Origin of the sequence: Paenarthrobacter aromaticivorans, assembly GCF_019038615.1 — a bacterium.
GTDB classification, from domain to species: domain Bacteria; phylum Actinomycetota; class Actinomycetes; order Actinomycetales; family Micrococcaceae; genus Arthrobacter; species Arthrobacter aromaticivorans.
In genome coordinates this window covers 272,698-291,812 of sequence record NZ_JAHOPC010000001.1, presented here as the reverse complement: position 1 = coordinate 291,812, position 19,115 = coordinate 272,698, and the positions used below count along the sequence as shown (strand labels likewise).

Annotated in this window: 15 protein-coding genes, 1 tRNA gene and 1 other RNA gene; 4 read left to right on the top strand and 13 right to left on the bottom strand. The window is 63.3% G+C overall.

Going from position 1 to position 19,115, the window contains the following annotated elements:
• Positions 1-53 precede the first annotated feature (53 nt).
• From KSW38_RS01345 to KSW38_RS01300, 10 genes are all read right to left on the bottom strand, one after another.
• Positions 54-959, bottom strand: coding sequence for a dihydrodipicolinate synthase family protein (locus tag KSW38_RS01345; protein WP_216921905.1), 906 nt, complete (start codon positions 957-959; stop codon positions 54-56).
• Positions 960-1,099: 140 nt separating this feature from the next.
• Positions 1,100-1,972: a substrate-binding periplasmic protein gene (locus KSW38_RS01340; protein WP_216921902.1), complete on the bottom strand. Its 873-nt coding sequence runs from the start codon at positions 1,970-1,972 to the stop codon at positions 1,100-1,102.
• 46 nt (positions 1,973-2,018) lie between these two features.
• Positions 2,019-2,672 carry an amino acid ABC transporter permease gene (locus KSW38_RS01335; RefSeq protein WP_216921899.1) on the bottom strand — a complete coding sequence of 218 codons (654 nt, stop codon included), beginning with the start codon at positions 2,670-2,672 and terminating at the stop codon, positions 2,019-2,021.
• Entirely contained in the window at positions 2,669-3,313 is a 645-nt protein-coding gene (locus tag KSW38_RS01330; protein WP_216921897.1) for an amino acid ABC transporter permease, read from the bottom strand. The genes KSW38_RS01335 and KSW38_RS01330 overlap by 4 nt, the downstream gene beginning before the upstream one ends.
• 1 nt (position 3,314) lies before the next feature.
• Positions 3,315-4,100: an amino acid ABC transporter ATP-binding protein gene (locus KSW38_RS01325; protein ID WP_216921894.1), complete on the bottom strand. Its 786-nt coding sequence runs from the start codon at positions 4,098-4,100 to the stop codon at positions 3,315-3,317.
• Between the two features lie 216 nt (positions 4,101-4,316).
• Positions 4,317-4,916: a recombination mediator RecR gene (gene recR / locus KSW38_RS01320; protein ID WP_216921891.1), complete on the bottom strand. Its 600-nt coding sequence runs from the start codon at positions 4,914-4,916 to the stop codon at positions 4,317-4,319.
• Between the two features lie 33 nt (positions 4,917-4,949).
• Positions 4,950-8,015, bottom strand: coding sequence for a DNA polymerase III subunit gamma and tau (locus tag KSW38_RS01315; RefSeq protein WP_216921876.1), 3,066 nt, complete (start codon positions 8,013-8,015; stop codon positions 4,950-4,952).
• A 34-nt stretch (positions 8,016-8,049) separates the two neighbouring features.
• Positions 8,050-8,146: signal recognition particle sRNA small type (ffs, locus tag KSW38_RS01310), an RNA gene on the bottom strand.
• A 97-nt stretch (positions 8,147-8,243) separates the two neighbouring features.
• The gene (locus KSW38_RS01305) at positions 8,244-8,966 is read right to left on the bottom strand and encodes a M15 family metallopeptidase (protein WP_216921874.1); all 723 of its coding nucleotides are present in this window, start codon (positions 8,964-8,966) and stop codon (positions 8,244-8,246) included.
• A 36-nt stretch (positions 8,967-9,002) separates the two neighbouring features.
• Positions 9,003-9,326 carry a YqfO family protein gene (locus KSW38_RS01300; protein WP_216921872.1) on the bottom strand — a complete coding sequence of 108 codons (324 nt, stop codon included), beginning with the start codon at positions 9,324-9,326 and terminating at the stop codon, positions 9,003-9,005.
• Positions 9,327-9,629: 303 nt separating this feature from the next.
• On the opposite strand from KSW38_RS01300, the gene KSW38_RS01295 reads away from it, so the two are divergent.
• A tRNA-Ser gene (locus KSW38_RS01295) sits at positions 9,630-9,714 on the top strand.
• Between the two features lie 46 nt (positions 9,715-9,760).
• Here KSW38_RS01295 and KSW38_RS01290 read toward each other — a convergent pair.
• On the bottom strand, positions 9,761-10,708 hold the full coding sequence (locus KSW38_RS01290) for a LysR substrate-binding domain-containing protein (RefSeq protein ID WP_216921869.1): 948 nt from the start codon (positions 10,706-10,708) through the stop codon (positions 9,761-9,763).
• Between the two features lie 123 nt (positions 10,709-10,831).
• Between KSW38_RS01290 and KSW38_RS01285 the strand changes: the two genes are divergently transcribed.
• A complete protein-coding gene (locus KSW38_RS01285) occupies positions 10,832-14,293 on the top strand; it encodes a bifunctional proline dehydrogenase/L-glutamate gamma-semialdehyde dehydrogenase (protein WP_216921867.1) in 3,462 nt (1,153 codons plus the stop codon).
• A gap of 126 nt (positions 14,294-14,419) precedes the next feature.
• Here the strand turns inward: KSW38_RS01285 and KSW38_RS01280 are convergent, their stop codons facing one another.
• Positions 14,420-15,340 (bottom strand): oxygenase MpaB family protein, encoded by a 921-nt coding sequence (locus KSW38_RS01280; protein ID WP_216921865.1) that lies wholly within the window; start codon positions 15,338-15,340, stop codon positions 14,420-14,422.
• A 90-nt stretch (positions 15,341-15,430) separates the two neighbouring features.
• Positions 15,431-16,870: an MFS transporter gene (locus KSW38_RS01275; protein ID WP_216921862.1), complete on the bottom strand. Its 1,440-nt coding sequence runs from the start codon at positions 16,868-16,870 to the stop codon at positions 15,431-15,433.
• Positions 16,871-16,966: 96 nt separating this feature from the next.
• On the opposite strand from KSW38_RS01275, the gene KSW38_RS01270 reads away from it, so the two are divergent.
• Together KSW38_RS01270 and KSW38_RS01265 are read left to right on the top strand one after the other, a co-directional pair.
• On the top strand, positions 16,967-17,344 hold the full coding sequence (locus KSW38_RS01270) for a MarR family transcriptional regulator (protein ID WP_216921859.1): 378 nt from the start codon (positions 16,967-16,969) through the stop codon (positions 17,342-17,344).
• Positions 17,345-17,502: 158 nt separating this feature from the next.
• The gene (locus tag KSW38_RS01265; RefSeq protein ID WP_216921855.1) at positions 17,503-19,101 is read left to right on the top strand and encodes a M23 family metallopeptidase; all 1,599 of its coding nucleotides are present in this window, start codon (positions 17,503-17,505) and stop codon (positions 19,099-19,101) included.
• Positions 19,102-19,115 lie beyond the last annotated feature (14 nt).

The window sequence follows — 19,115 nt, the reverse complement described above, 5'->3', positions numbered from 1 at the left end:
GCCCTCTTAGGAGTCCTCAAGGGCGGCTGCGGAGCGGTGGATGACCTGGTTGGTTACTTGTAGCCCTTACCCAGGGCTGTTTCGGTATCGCGGACGACGGCGTCACGCACCGCCGGGCTCAGCGGCCCGCGCGGTGGGCGGCATGCACCGCCACGGAGGCCAACGATGTCCATGGACAGCTTGATGGCCTGTACGAATTCCGTCTTGCTGTCCCAGCGGAGCAGCGAGTGCAGGTCGCGGTAGATCTCGCGGGCCCGCTCAAGGTCGGCTACATCGCCGGAGGTGGAGAGGCGGTAGAGCTCCAGCGTGGACTCCGGGATGGCGTTCGGGTAGCCGGCCACCCAGCCCACGGCACCAGCCAGGCCCATTTCGACCACAGTATCGTCGGTCCCGATCAGGAGGTCCACGTCCGGTGCGAGTTCCTTGATCTCGTAAGCCCGGCGGACATCACCGCTGAACTCCTTGACGCCGACGATCAGACCTTCCCCGTGCAGCCTGGCGATCAGCTTCGGGGTCAGGTCAACCTTGGTGTCGATCGGGTTGTTGTACGCCACCACGGGCAGCCCCGCATCGGCTGCGAGGCGGTAGTGTTCCACTACCTCTTCTTCGTTGGCGCGGTAAGAGTTGGGCGGGAGCAGCATGAGGGCTCCGGCGCCCGCCTCTGCGGCCTGTTCCGCCCACTTGCGGGTTTGAAGGCCACCATAGGCGCCTACACCAGCCATGACGGTGAACCCTTCGGGGGAAGCTTCCACCGCCGTTCTGATGACGCGGGCGCGTTCTTCTTCACTCAGGGTCTGGTATTCACCCAGGGAACCGTTGGGGGCCACACCCTGGCAGCCTGCATTTGCCAGAAAGCGAACATGCTCGGCGAAGGCGTCGTAGTCCACGCTCAGGTCATCGTTGAAAGGCAGAGCGGTGGCGACGAGCACTCCGTGCCACGGCTTGCGGGTTTCGGTCATGATGGTTGGTCCTCTCGGTTGGCACGCTTGGCGCGTGTGCTGCGGCCGTGACGTACCTCACGGCCAAATCTACCATGTGACATTGCACAGATCGTTGGTTTTTTGCTGATCGAATTCGTTGACGTGAGGTTCCGCCAGCCTTAGCTGGCGGGAACTACGTACTGCTTGGCTGCGACCTTGCCAAGGGCTTCTGACAGGCCGGCATCAGTGAGCAGCTTCGCGATGGTTCCATCCTCGCGCTGGGCGACAATTCCGGCGTCGAGGGCTTCCTTGAGGCTCGTGTTGCCTTTGGTGATGGGGAACGCGGCTTCCGGGGCGTTCTTGATAGCGCCGACGCGCGGATCCGGCTTCTCGTTGGCCAAGGCCACCGTCACGCCCTGGACATCCTTGAACTGGAGCACCTGAACCCCGTAGGCGTCGACGTCCGCGTCAAGTCGACCGGCATCGAAATCGGCCTTCAACTCCACGCTGCTGGGGTAGGTCACCAGTTTGTCGCCCAAGATCTTCTTGAGGTCCTCCACCCAGAGGTAGCCGTCGATGGTGCCCACCTTGTTCATCTTCTCCAAGTCGTTAACCGTGGTGGCCCCGGACTTGGAAGCGATGCCCATGCCGTCGAGGTAGGTGGAGGCAGAGAAATCAACGGCCTTGAGCCGCTTCTCGGTGGCGTCAATCGTGCCGAGGGCGAGGTCGATATTTCCGCCTGAGATGGACTGGACGGCGTCGGCGTAGGTGGCCTGCTGGTAGGCCGGAGTGAGGCATTCATCCTTGGCGATCTTGTTGACGATCTGGATGTCGATGCCCGTCGGGTTGCCGGAGCCGTAACTGCTGAAGGGTGGGATATCAATGACTCCGATGGTGAGCTTGCCTGGAGCGACGGTTTGGATGTCTGCGTGCTTGGGCGTACACCCAGAGCTGCTGGCGTCCGAAGTCCCTCCGCAGGCAGAGACGCTTAAGCCCAGAGTGAGCGCGCTCGCCGTAAGGAGTCCGGCTGTCTTGATGCGGTTGCTGATCATGATTGCTCCTGTGATGTTGGGTTGGTAACGGTTGAAAGTGTTGTGCTCAGGCATGCCGGGCCATTCGCTTCTCGAAAAAGACGGTGATCCACGTCGCCGGCATCGAAATGGCGGCGTAGCAGAGGCCCGCCAGTGTGAAGACTTGGAGGTAGTTGAAGTCCTGGCTGCCGATGTTGTACGCGGTCTTCATCAGCTCCGGCACGGCGATGACGTAGGCCAGCGACGTACCTTGGAACATTTGGATGGCCACGCCCATGAGCCCGGGGGTGGCCGAACGCATGCCTTGGGGCAGGATGACCCTGAAGAACGTGTCACGTCGTGCGAGTCCCAGCGCGCTTGACGCTTCGAGTTGTCCCCGGGACACGGACTGGAGGCCGGCCCGCATGATCTCACTGGAGTAGGCAGCTGCGTTCCACGTGAGCGCCAGGCACGCTGCGGTGATGCTTTCGAAAGCGATTCCGAACTTTGGCAGGCCGTAGTAGAAGAGGTAGAGAATGACCAGCGCGGGCGCCCCTCGTCCCACCTCAACCACTACCAGGCCGAGGGTGCGCACCGCGAGGTTCCTGGCGCCCACCATGAGGCTGAGCCCAAGTCCCAGCGGATAGCCCACCAGGATCGAAACAGCGGCGATCATGATGCTGACACTGAGGCCGGACATCATCTGCGGGAGGTAGCCCGCCCATTCCGTAAGCCAAGTCATGCGAAGACAGCCTTCCTCATTCGGGAGTCGAGTCTGCGGGACAGGTAAGCGACCGGCAGGCTCAGTACGATGTACAGAATCCCCACCAGGATGTATGGCAGGATCCCTTCAACCGTGGGGTGCTGCCGGGCAAATGCCTGGGACTGGAAGACCATCTCGGAGACGATGATGGTGGAAGCGATCGACGAATCCTTGAGCAGGCCCGTCAGGTAGGTGGCGATGGATGGCGACACGATCCTGAAAGCTTGCGGAACCATCACTCCGTAGAAGGCAGCGCCGCGATCCAAGCCCAGTGCGTTGGCCGCTTCGCCCTGTCCGCGTGGAACGGCCTGCAATCCGCCTCGGTAGATCTCGGCGAGGTAGGCAATTGAGACGACGCCCAGGCCAACGATTGCTGCGCCGACTGGGTTGAATTTGAAGGTTCCGATCTGAATGCCGAACTTGAGCAGGAACAACCAGACGATGATGGGCACTCCCCGGACCAAGTCCACGAAGAGCCGTGAAGCCAGGCGGACAATGATGTTCGACGACGACAATCCGACGGCCAGCGGAATGGCACCTACTAATCCGATGGCGAATGCTGACAGTGTCAGGATGATGGTCATGGGCAGGCCTTGGAGTACTGCGGAAAAGGCGTCCATTTCAGCGCTCCAGGACTGCACGCAGGAAGCGCCGGGTCCGTGCCTCGTGGGGGTCGCTCATGATGGCACGAGGATCGCCCTGTTCGATGATCTTGCAGTCGGCCATGACCACCAAGGTGTCTGAAACGTCCCGGGCGAACTGCATCTCGTGAGTGACCACGATCATCGTCATGCCATCGGCCGCCAGTTCGCGCATGACGGCCAGGACCTCGAGCCCCACCTCAGGGTCCAGCGCCGACGTCGGCTCATCGAACAGCATGATGCTCGGATCAAGCGCCAACGCCCGGGCGATGGCGATGCGTTGTTGCTGACCGCCGGAGCACCTGCCGGGGTGTTGGGTGGCTTTCTCCTCAAGGCCAACGCGCTTGAGCAATTCCATGGAGCGGGCGTCCGCTTCGTCCTTGCTCCGCCCGAGCACCTTCTGCTGCGGGAAGCTGATGTTCTTCAAGGCGGACATGTGGGGGAAGAGATTGAAGGACTGGAACACCATGCCCACCGTCTGCCGGAGTGCAGCGAGGTCGCGGCCGTTGACGTCCTTGCCGGGTTCGATGATGTGTCCGGCCACCTGGATGCTGCCGGAATCCGGGCGTTCCAAGAGGTTGATACACCTCAGGAAGGTGCTCTTTCCTGCGCCGGAGGGGCCAATGAGAGCGGTGACCGTACCTGGTTCGACGTGCAGGGATACGTCGTCGAGGACAGTGTGGGCACCGTAGCGCTTTGAAATGTTGTCGAGCCTAATGCCCAGACGTGGTGCGAGTTTGCCGTCTGCAATGTCTGAAAGGGTCATAGCGATCTTCCATGTGGGGACCTGGAGGCCGTCGATAGATGTGGGCCATGTCACGTGATATGTGAAATGGTACATGGCACTAGTAGAAAAAGGGAAGGGCCTTTTTCGGCATCCCAAATGCTCGGTAATTGACGATTATCAAGAAGCTTTGCTTCTAGTTCCAGGCGAGTACCCGCACGGTGCTCCTGCCGGGGCGCTGGTTGTCCTCACGCCGCCTTACGTCAGCGCGTTCCGTCGGCCCTCAAACGCCCGGCCAAGCGTGACTTCGTCGGCGTACTCAAGGTCCCCACCCACTGGCAGGCCGGAAGCCAACCGCGTGACGGTGATCCCGATCGACTTGAGCATGCGGGCCAAGTAGGTGGCAGTGGCCTCGCCCTCAAGGTTGGGATCCGTGGCGATGATGATTTCCTGGATGGCGCCGTCGTTGAGGCGTGTGAGGAGTTCGCGGATCCGCAACTGCTCCGGGCCAATGCCCGCAATGGGATTGATGGCTCCTCCCAGCACGTGATACCGGCCGCGGAAGGAACGCGTGCGCTCTACAGCGAGAACGTCCTTGGACTCCTCAACCACGCAAATGACGGACGGATCCCGCCTAGGATCGCGACAAATGTTGCACATTTCCTGCTCGGTGACGTTGCCGCACACAGTGCAGAACTTGACCCGTTCCTTCACCGTGGTGATGGCCGTAACGAGCCGCTTCATGTCCTCGGGATCCGCCTCAAGTATGTGGAACGCCAGGCGCTGTGCCGATTTCGGGCCCACACCGGGAAGCCGGCCGAGCTCGTCAATCAGCTCTTGAACTGCACCTTCGTACAAAATGTCCTCGTTTGTTTGGTATTGATGCTGTCATCAGCGGGGTTGCAGGGGAGAACCGTCCAAGGCGCGCTCTTCGATCAGCTTTCCGCCCAGAATACGCTCGACGGCAGCCCGCCCAAAGACCCTCGATTCCTCGATCGTCTCGTCCTCCGGGCTGGGGATATCCTCCGGCGCCGGCTCCGGCCTGGCTTGCGTCCGCACGGGCGCCTGCACCCGTCCGGCTTGGGCTTCGGGACTGTTGGTCAAGCGCTGGTACAGGCTCTGACGAGCCGACGGAGCGCTCGACGGCGTGCCCTCCTCAAGCGTCGCAACGGAGCCGCCAGCGGGCTGGGTTTCCGTGGCTGTAGTGGGCCACGCCGCAGGTGCTGGGGTGGTCGCCGGTGCCGTGCCGGGCCAACTCGACGCCGGGGCGACGTCCCAGCCCAAAGAGCCGTTTTGATCGGCGTTGGTTGCGTGGCCATAGCTGGTGGTCGCCGGCGTGTCTGGAATGTCAGCCGCCGGGACTTGCGCCGCCGCCGGTTCGTAGACAGGGACATTCGACGCGCCAGTGTCGGACTCGACGGGTGACTGGGGCCTGGCGCCCACATTGGATTCAGTGCCAACTACCCATGTGCCAGGTGCCTGTTCTACTGCCCTTGACCAGGGATCTTGCGAGGCCGATGGCTGTGAGGACGTGGTAGCTGCAGTGGCCGAGGTTGCAGCGGCATGCGGCTCACGTGTTGGCTGCGATGATCCCGACGTAGCCTGACGTTCCCCGGAAGCGGCCGCCGGCGTGCTGTTCGAGGCGGAAAATGCGGGTGACGGTTCCCAATCCATCGGCGGTTCTTCGTCCAGCGGCGGCGCATCTTCGTCGAGCGGAGGACCCCAATCCTCGTCAGGGTAGGCGTAGTCTCCAGCTGGTTCCTGGGTAGGAGCCGGAGTTTCTACGGAAGCCGCCGCCTCTGCGGCAGGAGCTGGCGAGGATGCCGGCGTCGTTGATTCTGCCTGGACGGTGACGGTTGCGATTGGAATAGCTGCGTTTGGGGTCGCTATCTCCGGCCTGGCCGGAACCGGTGTTGCTACCTCAGGGGCAGTGGGGGCCAGGCCCCAGGCAGAGTCGACTGACGATGCAGGCGTCGGGGCAGGGACAGGGATAGCAGACGGCGCTGGCGCGCCAGGTGACGCCGGAACATCCCGGCTAGTAGGTGCTTTTGGGTTTGGCTCAGAGCTCGCTGAGCTGTTGCCGCCAGCCACTGCGACGATCTGGCAGTCGATGCCGATGGTCTTGTGGATTGCCTGGCGAAGGTTCTCGGAGTGATCTGCGCGCCCAAAAGCACCGGCGAGCCCACCGGTGGTGAAGGCGAGTGTCAGCACTTGACCGTCGAACTGTGCCACTTGGGCATTGGGTTCAACCAAGGCCCAGGTGCTGCGTTTGATCTTGGTCAGCGTCTGCAGGACTTCGGGCCAGGCTCGACGGAGTGCTTCGACGTCTCCGCCAGCGGCTGGCGCCGGCTTTGACGTGGGGGCCGGCTGGGAAACGGGTGCAGTCTGTGAGGCGGGTGTACTCTGCGGAGCCGGTTGCGGTGCGGCGGGAGGGGCCGTCGCAGCGGGTGGCTTCGTCGAGGGAGCATTCTGGACGGGACGCTGTGTAGCCGTCGGCTCGTCCACCGGCCAGTCATTTGTGGTGACGCGAGGCGCGGAAAGTTGCTCGCGGGACACGGGCGTTGACGACGTTTCCGCCACAGGTGCAGGTGCAGGCGCTTGAACTGGTGCTTGTGCAGGTGCAGGTGCTTGTGCCTGAACTGGTGCGGGTGCTGGAGCCCCAGTCGGGACCGATTCAGCTGCCGCCGGCGCTTGCGCGGGAGCCGACTGGGCAACGGGGGCAGCCGCCGGGGCAGAAGCCGCGGCGGAAGGTGTGCCAGAGGCGGCAGCCGGGACCCCGGCGTCGCCGGCGTAGTTCAGCCGACGCTCCACGCGGTCGATCCGGGCCGCAATGCCCCGTTCAGTCTGCTCGGAGCTTGGCAGCAAGATGCGCGCACAGAGAAGTTCCAAGTGCAGCCGCGGGGACGTGGCTCCCGTCATTTCCGTGAGCGCCGTGTTGGTGACGTCCGCCGCGCGGGAAAGCTCCGCAGCGCCCAGGTTTGTAGCCTGGTTGCGCATCCGGGCAATCTGGTCCTCGGGCACGCCGCGGAGGATGGCCTGTGCGCTCTCCGGCATCGCCTGGACGATGATGAGGTCCCGGAAGCGTTCCAGGAGGTCTTCTACGAAACGCCGGGGATCGTGACCGGTCTGGATGACGCGGTCAACGGCACGGAAGACAGTTGAGGAATCAGCAGCTGCAACGGCGTCCACGACGTCGTCCAGCAAGGAAGCGTGCGTGTAGCCGAGAAGCGCAACCGCGAGCTCGTAGTCGAGGCCGTTGGGTCCTGCGCCCGCCATGAGCTGGTCAAGCACGGACAAGGTATCGCGGACGGAACCGCCGCCGGCTCGGATAACGAGCGAAAGCACGCCCGGAGCCACGGGAACGTTCTCCTGGTGGCAGAGCAACTCAAGGTACTTCATGAGCGGCTCGGGCGGCACCAACCGGAAGGGGTAGTGGTGCGTGCGCGAGCGGATGGTGCCGATGACTTTGTCCGGCTCCGTGGTGGCAAAGATGAACTTGATGTGTTCCGGCGGCTCTTCGACGATCTTCAGGAGCGCATTGAAGCCAGCCGACGTGACCATGTGGGCTTCGTCGATGATGAAGATCTTGTAGCGGTCCCGCACCGGGGCGAAAGTTGCGCGCTCGCGGAGATCACGGGCGTCGTCCACGCCGCCATGGCTGGCGGCGTCAATCTCAATAACGTCCAGGGAGCCGGAGCCGCCGCGCGCGAGTTCGATACAGCTGGGGCATTTGCCGCAGGGGGTGTCGGTGGGACCCTCGGCGCAGTTAAGGCAACGTGCCAGGATGCGCGCGGAGGTGGTCTTGCCGCAGCCGCGGGGGCCGGAGAAGAGGTAGGCGTGATTCACGCGGTTCTTCCGCAGGGCCGTCATCAGGGGCTCGGTGACGTGTTCCTGCCCGATAACGTCCGCGAAAGAGTCCGGGCGATACCTTCGATACAGGGCAGTTGTAACAGTCACAAGTGAAACCTACCTATAGGGACTGACATTTTAAATAAGAGACCCCTCATGCACCCGCCAGAGCCCATCTACCCTTGCTACCTTCCGGTCCTGGGGGAGTTCAACAGGATGACGCCACATGAGGGGCCGTCGACAAGCTTACCTGAACTTGGTTATTGGTTCGAATCGGCGCAGAGGGCTGTGGAAAACGCTCGACGACGGGTGGTCGGGGCCGGATTCCGGCGGGACTTAAGACAGGTAGTCAGGCGCGTCCTCTAGCCCGAAATATCGCTCAAGCGTTGTGATTCCCCTGGATTTCATATCTGTGGCGATCTCCACGCCCACGAACCGGAGATGCCACGGTTCATATTCGTAGCCTGTGATGCTCTGCGCCCCGGCCGGGTACCTGATGATGAACCCGTATTTCCAACCGTCCGTGGCCGCGAAACGTCCAACAGGAGTATCGGCGAAGCAAGCTTGCAGAGCACATACGCCGCTGACGTTGCCGATGTCCATGGCCAGGCCGGTCTGGTGTTCGCTGTAACCTGCGCGCGCAGCCAAGGTATCGGCGGTCTCCTGGCCGTATCGCGCGACGTAGTCAGCGTAGAGACTCTGTTGTTGAGAGTAGGAGCGGTATCCGCTGGTGGCCCGGACGTTGACCCCTGACGCCTTGGCTGCTTTCACGAACGAGTTGTATGCGGTTGCAGCCTCCGAGCGCAGCCGTTCAGTTGAAACCCGCGTAAGTGACGCCGGGACATAGCTCGGCGGATTCAGCATCCGGTGTTTGTTAACCACAACCTGGAGACTGTTGGCCGAGTCGATGTCGTATTGGACGGCGACGGCAGCCTGCGGGGACATGAGCCCCATGGACAGCAGTGCGGCAGCGAATCCCAACCAGAATTTGCGCAGCTTCATCGGGTCCTCCAAGGCAGGTACTTCCGGCAATGGGGCGACTGTACTCCCGGAATCCAAGGCCGACAATCCTTGAAAACAAAACCTCGTCCGGTATCACCGCCACCCGTTTACCGGCCACGTCATGAAAGCCGGCTCCTCGTAGGGGTGGGCCGCGCGCAGAGCCAGCACAACGGCGTCGAGCACGTGCTCCTCAACCACGCACTCAACCCTGGTTTCCGGTACATGTTCGCTTGTTCCGACGTCGCCGATGAACGGCTGCGCGCCCGGCAGGGGAGTGAAGTGGCCCGTGCCGGGCGAAGTGAATGAGCAATGCGAGTAGTCGCCGATCCGTCCTGCGCCGGCGTCCCCGATCGCTTTCAGGAGGGCTGGAGTGTGGGTCTCGGGAGCGTAAACGACCAGGGCGTGGAGCTGCGTCATGGGAACATCCTGTCAGTAACTTCGGCTCCAAAGCGGCCCACACCATTGCATATCTCCGGGTCACAGCGGACCATGGGTATGTACACCGATTGGGGCAATCTCAAGATTGTGAGCTGCGGGGCCTGGGGGCGAGGGGCCGGACCCGGCAGCTCAACGGTGATACCGCAAGAATGGGCGCGTTGGGGGCGTCCATTTTTCCGTTAAGGCGGGGTTTTGACCGACCCGCTTGGAGGTCCCGCCGGCCCGATTACACGATGCCGAAATTCTCAGGTACAGTAGTATCTGCTTTCGATTCGGAAGCAAGGAGAATTCGCCTAGCGGCCTATGGCGCACGCCTGGAACGCGTGTTGGGTTAACGCCCTCGGGGGTTCAAATCCCCCATTCTCCGCGTTTGGCCCCGGTCCCTGGACCGGGGCCTTTTGCGTTCCCGGAGACTAGCCAGCGTCCACTTGTTGACCGGCATCCACTTGTTGCCCGGCATCCACCTGTTGCGCCGCCGCCACGCGCTCCAATACTTCGCGGCACGCAAGAATCGCGGGGTGGATCCGGCCGGCCGTCCTGGTGGACGTGAAGACTGTCCGCGCTGGCAGGCTGGGGAGGTCCAGTAGCTGGACGGGGCGGGTCCGGCCTGTCCAGACGAGGTCCGGCATGAGGGCAACGGCGTTTCCCGATTCAATGAGGCGGATCTGCGCTTGGAGGTCGGCCGTTTCGTATCGGACGTCCGGTTCGAAGCCAGCGGAACGGCAAGCCTGCTCGGCCCAGTGCCGGGAGGCAGCGCCACGGGGCTCCATGACCCAGGGCATGTCAGCGGTGTCGGCCAGTGAGCTAACAAGCTCCCCGCCCAGTCCTATCGGGGGAGTTGCCAGCCGGATGGCGTCGCTGGTCAGTGTTGCCCGGTCCAGCCCCGGGTGATGGGGCGCGGCGTGTCCGGGGTATTGCTCCGCGACCACGATGTCGAAGTCGCGCGCCCAAGTTTCGTAGAGGGCCGTCTCGGGTTCGCGCTGGGTCATTTCCACGCGCACTTCCGGGTACTCCTGGCGCATGATGCTGAGGAAGTCAGGCAGCAACGCAAGTGCGGCCGACTGGAACACGGCCAGCCGCACGGTTCCCGTGACCGTAGACAGCGATGCCGCCAGCTCGGTTTCCGCGCGTTCCAGCGTCTCCAGGAGGGCGGCGGTGTGTGCAACCAGGATCTCGGCTTGAGGTGTCAGCTGCACCCGGCGGCCGGCCTTGCGGAGCAGTTCGACGCCTGCTTCCTTCTCCAGCAGGGTGAGTTGCTGGGACACGGAAGAGGGGCTGTACTGCATGGCGTCGGCCACCTCAGCGAGCGTTCCGCGGATCTTCAATTCGTGCAGCAAACGCAGCCTGCGGACGTCCAGCAAGGCGGCCTCCAAAGGATCGGAATGGGTAATGAATATTCGTCAGAAAAGATCGCTTTTCCTAACGTGATTGTAGATCCATACTGATGGAAACAAACAAACTTCTCCGTCTCAGAAGGAGCTCCAATGACCAGCACCCTCCCGGTTGCCGCCGCCCCGCGCACCCAGGATTCCGGGCAGTTCGATGCACTGGCACAGGAAGCCATCGCGTTGGTCCGCCACTGGCTTACCGAAGCCAGCAAGATTCCCGTGGACGTGTCCGCCCAGCGGCTCGCAGGTGTCTTGAAGGACCCGAATGGCCTTGACTTCACGGTCGGATTCGTCGACGGCGTCATCCGCCCTGAGGATCTGTCGGTCGCCGGCCGCAAGCTCGCCGAGCTGGCCCCGAAGGTGCCCAAGTTCCTCCCGTGGTACATGCGCAGCGCTGTCCGCGTGGGCGGCGTCATGGCTCCGATCGTCCCGCAGGTAGTTATCCCGATCGCCCGCCGGGTACTCCGCGAAATGGTGGGCCACCTCATTGTGGACGCCACCGATGCCAAGCTCGGCCCGGCCATCGCCAAAATCAAGCAGGACGGCGTTCACCTGAACGTGAACCTCCTGGGTGAGGCTGTCCTCGGTGAGCACGAGGCACAGCGCCGCCTGGATGGCACGCTCAAGCTCCTGGCCCGCGAAGACGTTGACTACGTTTCTATCAAGGAATCCTCCACTGTGGCACCGCACTCGCCATGGGCTTTCGACGAGGCCGTGGATCACGTGGTGGAGAAGCTCACTCCGCTGTACCGCCTGGCCGCGTCTTTCCCCAAGCCCAAGTTCATCAACCTGGACATGGAGGAGTACAAGGACCTCAGCATGACCATTGCCGTGTTCAAGCGGATCCTGGACATGCCGGAGTTCAAGAACCTCGAGGCCGGTATCGTGCTCCAGGCATACCTCCCGGACGCGCTCGGTGCCATGCAGGAACTGCAGGAATGGGCCGCTGCACGCCGCGCACAGGGTGGCGCGCCCATCAAGGTCCGCGTCGTCAAGGGTGCCAACCTGCCCATGGAACAGGTAGAAGCTTCCCTGCACGACTGGCCGCTGGCGACCTGGGGCAGCAAGCAGGACTCGGACACCAGCTACAAGAACGTCATCAATTACGCCCTTACCCCGGAGCACATCGACGCCGTCCGCATCGGTGTAGCCGGCCACAACCTGTTTGATGTCGCCTTCGCATGGTTGCTCGCCAAGCAGCGCGGGGTTACGGAGGGTATTGAGTTTGAAATGCTTCTGGGTATGGCAACCGGCCAGGCCACGGCTGTCCGCAAGGACGTCGGCAGCCTTCTGCTCTACACACCGGTGGTCCACCCGGGCGAGTTCGACGTCGCCATCGCGTACCTGATCCGCCGTCTGGAAGAGGGCGCCAGCCAGGAAAACTTCATGTCCGCGGTCTTCGAACTGAGCGAAAATGAAGCTCTCTTCAAGCGCGAGCAGGAGCGTTTCCTGAACTCGCTGGCCCGCATGACGGACGAGGTCCCGGGTCCCAACCGCAAGCAGGACCGCCGCCTGCCAGCCGAACCGGCCCCACTGGAGGGCTTCCGCAACACGGCGGACACGGACCCGGCCCTCCCGGCAAACCGCGCCTGGGGCCGTGACATCCTCAAGCGCATCCCCGGGTCTACTGCCGGCAACAAGATTGTGGAATCCACCAAGGTCTCCGACGCCGCCGAACTGGACCGCATCATCGCTACCGCTGTGGATGCCGGTAAGGCCTGGGGTGCCCGCCCCGCTGCCGAGCGCGCCGCCATCCTGCACCGCGCCGGCGAGGTCCTCGAAGCCCGCCGCGCTGAACTTTTGGAGGTCATGGCCTCCGAGACCGGCAAGACCATCGACCAAGGCGACCCCGAGGTCAGCGAAGCAATCGACTTCGCTCACTATTACGCCGAGCGTGCCAAGGACCTGGAAAAGGTCGACGGCGCCACCTTCGTCCCAGCGAACCTCACCGTGGTAACCCCACCGTGGAACTTCCCGGTGGCGATCCCCGCAGGCTCCACGTTGGCAGCGCTCGCCTCAGGTTCCGCCGTCGTCATTAAGCCTGCAAAGCAGGCGCGACGCTCCGGTTCCGTCATGGTGGACGCACTCTGGGAGGCTGGCGTGCCGCGCGAAGTCCTGGCGCTCGTGCAGCTTGAAGAGCGTGAACTCGGCACCCAGTTGGTCTCACACCCGAGCGTTGACCGCGTCATCCTCACCGGCGGCTACGAAACCGCTGAGCTGTTCCGCTCGTTCCGCCAGGACCTTCCGCTGCTCGCGGAAACGTCCGGCAAGAACGCCATCATCGTGACCCCGAGCGCTGACCTGGACCTTGCCGCCAAGGACGTCGTGTACTCGGCATTCGGCCACGCCGGTCAGAAGTGCTCGGCCGCATCGCTGGTTATCCTGGTGGGCTCGGTGGCGAAGAGTGCACGTTTCCACAACCAGCTGATCGATGCCGCCCGATCGCTGACCGTCGGCTACCCGGAAAACGCCACCTCGCAGATGGGGCCGATCATTGAGCCGGCCAACGGCAAGCTCCTGAACGCCCTTACCACCCTTGGCGAGGGCGAAACCTGGGCCATCAAGCCTGAGCGCCTGGACGAGACAGGCCGCCTGTGGTCCCCGGGCATCCGTTCGGGCGTCAAGCGTGGCTCGTACTTCCACCTCACCGAATTCTTCGGCCCGGTCCTTGGCGTGATGACTGCCGAGACCCTCGAGGAGGCCATCGCCATCCAGAACGAGATCGAGTACGGCCTCACCGCTGGCCTGCACTCCCTGGACTCCGCTGAAATGGGCGTCTGGCTGGACACCATCCAGGCCGGGAACCTGTACGTCAACCGCGGAATCACTGGTGCGATCGTCCAGCGCCAGCCGTTCGGCGGCTGGAAGAAGTCGGCCGTTGGCGCCGGAACCAAGGCCGGCGGACCGAACTACCTCATCGGTCTGGGCAGCTGGCTCCCCGCCGAAGCCAAGGCCAAGCGTGGCACGGTGCTTCAAGGGGCAGCCGCCCAGGTACTCGCAGCTGCGAAGTCCGCTGACGTGACCGCCGAGGAACTTCAAACCCTCCAGCAGGCCCTCTTCAGCGACGCCGCCGCTTGGGAATCCGAATTCGGCACCCGCAAGGACGTCTCGGAGCTCACGGCAGAGCGCAACGTGTTCCGCTACCGCCCGATCCCGGTCACGGTCCGCCTGTCCGAAGGCGAGCGGCTCGCTGAGTTGTTGCGCGTAGTAGCAGCCGGTGCAGTGGCGGGATCGGCCGTCAAGGTGAGCACCGCCGTCGTGCTTCCCGATGCTGTGGTGAATGTGTTCGCGAACCTGGGCGTCAGCGTCCGGATCGAGGACGACGCCGCGTGGCTGGCTCGTGCAGCAAAGTTCGACGCCGGCAGGATCCGCTTGATCGGTGGCGACTTCGCCGCGCTGAGCGCAGCCATGGGTGGCCGCCCGGACGTTGCTGTCTACCACGGTGAAGTGACGCAGGCCGGCCGCATCGAGATGCTCCCGTTCCTGCGCGAGCAGGCCGTGTCCATTACGGCACACCGCTTCGGTACCCCGAACCACCTTTCGGACCACCTGATCTAGTCCCACCAAGACACGCCGGAATTGTAAAGACAGCCAGGCAGGACGTCGTCCATAACGACGTCCTGCCTGGCTGTCTTTAAAAAGAGAAGCCCGCACCTGTGTGCGAGCTTCTCTCGCGGGGTGATCTCAAACCGCGTATCCCAAGCGTTGCAGCCGCCGTCGCGCTGCGAGTTCGCTGGGCCCGTGTGAACCCAGGGCCAGCCGGACCATGCCCAGAACAGCACGGGCGGTGGTGACGGCAGGCAGGGGGATCGGACCCAGCCGGGCAGGTCGAAGGCCCAGCATGTCCCGGTACTTGGGTTCAAGGCTTGCGACGGCGGCAGCGAACAGGATCCGGTAGCCCGGCTGAAGCAACGGGCTCAGGGGCGGGCGGCGGATGAAGGCGATGGTTTCTGCCAGCCGCTCATCCGAGCGCAGGATCCCCGAGGCATACCAGGCTTCCAGCTCCTGGCGCACCTGGGCTTCGGTGAGCGGTGGGTCTTCCACTCCCATGAGCCGGCCAGCTTGGGCCCACTCACGGACGTAGGCATCCGGGCCGCCAGGTATCGGGCGGCCCCAGATGCGATTGGCCCTTAGGAAGGAATCCGCGTAGGTGACGTGGACCCAGCGGAGGAGTTCGGGATCATTGGCGGAGTAGTGGTGAGACGCGCCGGTTCCGTCCACATAGCTTCCCCGGACATGTTCGTGGATCTTCCGGACACGGTAGGTTGCTGCCTCAGCGGCCTCTTTGGAGCCATACGTGACGGTGAAGATCCAGCGCACGGTACTGGCAAGCCGTCCGAGCGGGTCCTCCTTGAAGCCGGAGTGCTCGTAAACACCCGCAAGCGCGCCGGGGTGCAAGGACTGCATCAGCAGGACCCTGATTCCGGCCACGATGGTGGCCATGGAGCCATGCACAGCCCAGACGGCCGAGCCGGGAAGGTGATATCCGGCGTCGTTCCCTTCTGCAAGGCGCGGCACCCACTCAGGTGGCGTTCCGGATGTTCCCGTGAACGTGCGTTGCAGGTCGTACCTGTACTCGGTGAGGTAATTCCTCATGCATCCCATGAGACCGCTCTTCGCGGAACCTGTACAGAGAAATTTGTGCACGGCTCCTGCCCTCATGAAGCTGTCGAAAGGACAGGAGCCGCGCACAATCTAGGAGCGGATGCGGCGCCTTGAAGGTGCTGCCGCCACCAGGAGGGCCGCGATGGCGACGACGGCACTGAGGATGAGGCCCGGGCGGTACTGTTCCAGCATGGCCTGGGCGCTGACGGTTCCAGCCGACCGTCCGTGGCCGCTCACCAATGCGGTGGTGACAGCCAGGACCAGTGCTGCTCCCACCTGGGTGCTGGTCTGGATCAAACCGGCAGCCAGGCCTTGCTCAGAGTCCTTGATGCCGGTGGTGGCCTGGACGTTGATGGACGGGAAGGCCAGGGCGAACCCGATGCCCAGCAGGATTACCGAGGGCAGGATGTCCAGGGCGTAGTTGGGCGTTGTGCCCACCCGGAGGAACAGGACGTAGCCCAATCCCAGCGCCGTGAGGCCTGTGAGGATGAGCTGGGTGGCACCGAATTTCTCGATCAACCGGTCAGCAAAAGGTGCACTCGTAGCCACCAGCAGTCCGGCGGGCAGCAGCGCCAGGGCCATGCCCAAGGGCGTCCAACCCAGTACAGACTGCAGGAACATGGTGACGATGAACTGGAAGCTCAGGTAAGAACCGAAGAGTCCTACGGCGCTGAGGTTGGCCCTGGCTACCCAGCCTTCTTTGAGGATGCCGAAACGGATCAGGGGGTGCTTCACCTTGTTCTCGATCACCGCGAAGGCCGCAAGAATGGCCGCAGATACTGCGAATCCGGCGATAGTTGCCACAGATCCCCAGCCCTGCTCGGGCGCTGAAACCAAGGTGTAGACCAGGCCAAGCATGCCCAGGGCGAGCGTCACGGCACCCCAGATGTCGTGCCCGCTGTTTTCAGCGGACGGCTTGTCTTTCGGAATGAACTTCATGCCCAGCAGGACTACCGCGACGGCGATCGGCACGGACACCAGGAACGTCCACCGCCAGCTCAGGCTGGTCATCAGGCCACCGACCACAAGGCCCAATGAGAAGCCACTGGCGCCGAATGTGGTGAAGATGGACAGAGCCTTGTTGCGCTCACGGCCCTCGGCAAAGTTGGTAGTGATGATGGAGAAACCTGTTGGCGCGGTGAACGCTGCGGCAAGGCCCTTGACGAACCGGGTAGCGATCAGGATCGCGGGATCGTCCACCAGGCCACCCAGGAGTGAGGCTGCGGCGAACACCGCCAGGGCGATGAGGAATATGCGACGGCGGCCCAACAGGTCCGCGAGCCGGCCGCCCAGGAGCAGGAGGCTTCCGTACCCAAGGACGTAGGCGGACACGATCCACTGGAGGGAATCGGTTCCAAGGTTGAGTTCCTGTCCGATCGAAGGCAGGGCCACGCCAACCATGGAAACATCCAGCCCATCCAGGGCGAGGACGGTGCACACAACCATCAGCAGGAGCCACTGGGCGCGCGTCCAACGGACGGCTGAAACCACGGGTTCGGCGGATCTTTGAAGGGTGGTGGGTGATGTCATGCGTCCAAGCTATATGACACGTCATTGAATGACAAGGAATATGACGGGGAATATTATGACGTGGATTCTAAAGGCGGAATGGACTAGAATCAGGGCATGGCAACGACGCGTGATCGCCAGCTCGTTGAGCAGTGGCGCAGCATTCAGGACTCCTACTTCCGTACCGCAGGAGCCATCGACCGCGCCCTGGAAGCCAAGTTCGACATCGGCCTGAACGAGTTCGAAATCCTGGACCTCGTCGCCGAAAGCACGGACGCCGCTTGCCGCATGAAGTCTTTGGGGGAGCGCACGCCCATGACCCAAAGCGCTGTGTCCAAGGTGGTGGACAGACTCGAAAAAGCAGGTCTGGTCTCCCGCCAGACGTGCGCCGATGATCGTCGCTCCCTGTTTCTGGAGCTCACAGACGCAGGCCGCGCGCTGCATGAATCTGCTGCCGTGGAACACCGTGCGCTGCTCAAGGAAAACCTCGGGTAGGGCGTCCTCCCCGAACCTCAAGATCCCTTGAGCAAAAACTGAGGAAACCCTGCGCTTCGCTGGGGCCCGAAAGCCTTTATTTTCATTTTGATTCCCGCAACAATGGTGCTTGCACGCCAGGCTGGGGTTTGGTGCCGCTGGCTTTGGGGAGTGTTCTTGTGGGCAAGCATAGTGAATCTGACCGATATGTAGACTTGGTGCGCAGCGACGGTTTTCGTCGGATGCTCATCGCCGGAATCCTGGCAGCCGTAGCCTTTTTCGCTTTTGGTTTCCAACCCCTAAATTCCGTTTCTACCGGCTCCGTGGATGGTTCTGTGGCGCAAGGCGTCGTTGGACCTTTCTCGCTTGGCAGCCTTGTGCCGCCGGAAGCCGAAACCACAGTGATAGACACCATGCCCGAGCCGCCGGCCCAAGAGGCCGGCACGCCCATGGTCTACTTCGACCGCGCACTTGTCCGGACTGTGGCCAAGGACGGATCGTCCGGCCTGACGGTCGCTTCGTCCGGCTTGTCGCGTCCACCGGCCGGCAGCCTCTACGCGCCGCTTGAAGTCCTCAATCCGAGCTCTCCATACGGATACCGCTACAGTCCGTTGACCGGACTTCCCGGCGAATTCCACTGGGGCCAGGATTACGCCGCCGCATGCGGCACGCGCGTCTACGCCGCAGACGCCGGTGTTGTCAGGGCCGTCGGTTGGCACCCTTGGGGTGGAGGCAACCGTGTTGAGATTGAACATGGCAACGGCCTGGTCACTACCTACAACCACCTTCAAGGGATTGGTGTGACGCAGGGCCAGTCCGTGCGCGTCGGAGAAGTCATCGCCGAGGTAGGGACCACCGGATGGTCCACTGGGTGCCACCTGCACTTTGAGACGATCGTCAACGGCCTGCACACCAACCCCAACGGCTGGACCTATCTGCCCCTCCGGCAGCTCGATCCGCTGCAGAACATCACCATGGTGAACTACCAGCCTGGAGTTGGAACAGGCGTCACTGCGTCGCCGCAGTGGGCCGTGCCGGTGTCAGACAGCACTAACCGGGCCGTTATCGGTGGCGACGACGAAGAGACCGTTGCTCCGCCGGTGACCACCCAGCCGAGCACTTCGAGCACTACGCCGCCTGCCACTTCGGGCACTACGGCACCGGCTACCCAGACGCCGCCTGCCACGCAAACGCCACCAGCTACCTCGACTCCTACGCAGACTGTTACACCTACACCCACGGCAACGCCTACGGTTACAGCGACGCCAACGCCTACGGTTACAGCGACGCCAAGCCCGACGGCGACTTCCACACCGACGCCCACACCGACGTCCACCACAACGACACCGGGCACGACGACTACCGCGCCCAGTACGACGCCTGCGGTTCCCAACACCGCCACCGCGCCAGCCGTCGTCGAGCCCGTGGCGCCCGTCGCTCCAGCGGCGCCCGCTGATCCGGCTTCTGCTCCGGTAGCCCCTGCACCCGCACCCGTCGTGGTTGCACCGGCCCCCGTGGTTGTTGAGCCAGCGCCTGTGGTTGTTGCACCAGAGCCCGTGCTGGTTGCTCCCGCCCCGGTTGCGGTCACTCAGACCGTGGAGCCCGTGGCTCCGGTGCCGGCGGCTCCTGTTCCGGCGCCGAGCCCCGTCGCTGTGCTTCCATCAACTACTCCGGCAGTGGTCCTTCCGCCTGGATATGTCCTCGTTGGCCCGGACATGGTCCAGCGGGCGGACGGCGTGATCGTGCCGTTGTCTACGCTCATCCTCCCCGCGTCATAAGCCGGCGAGTAGGT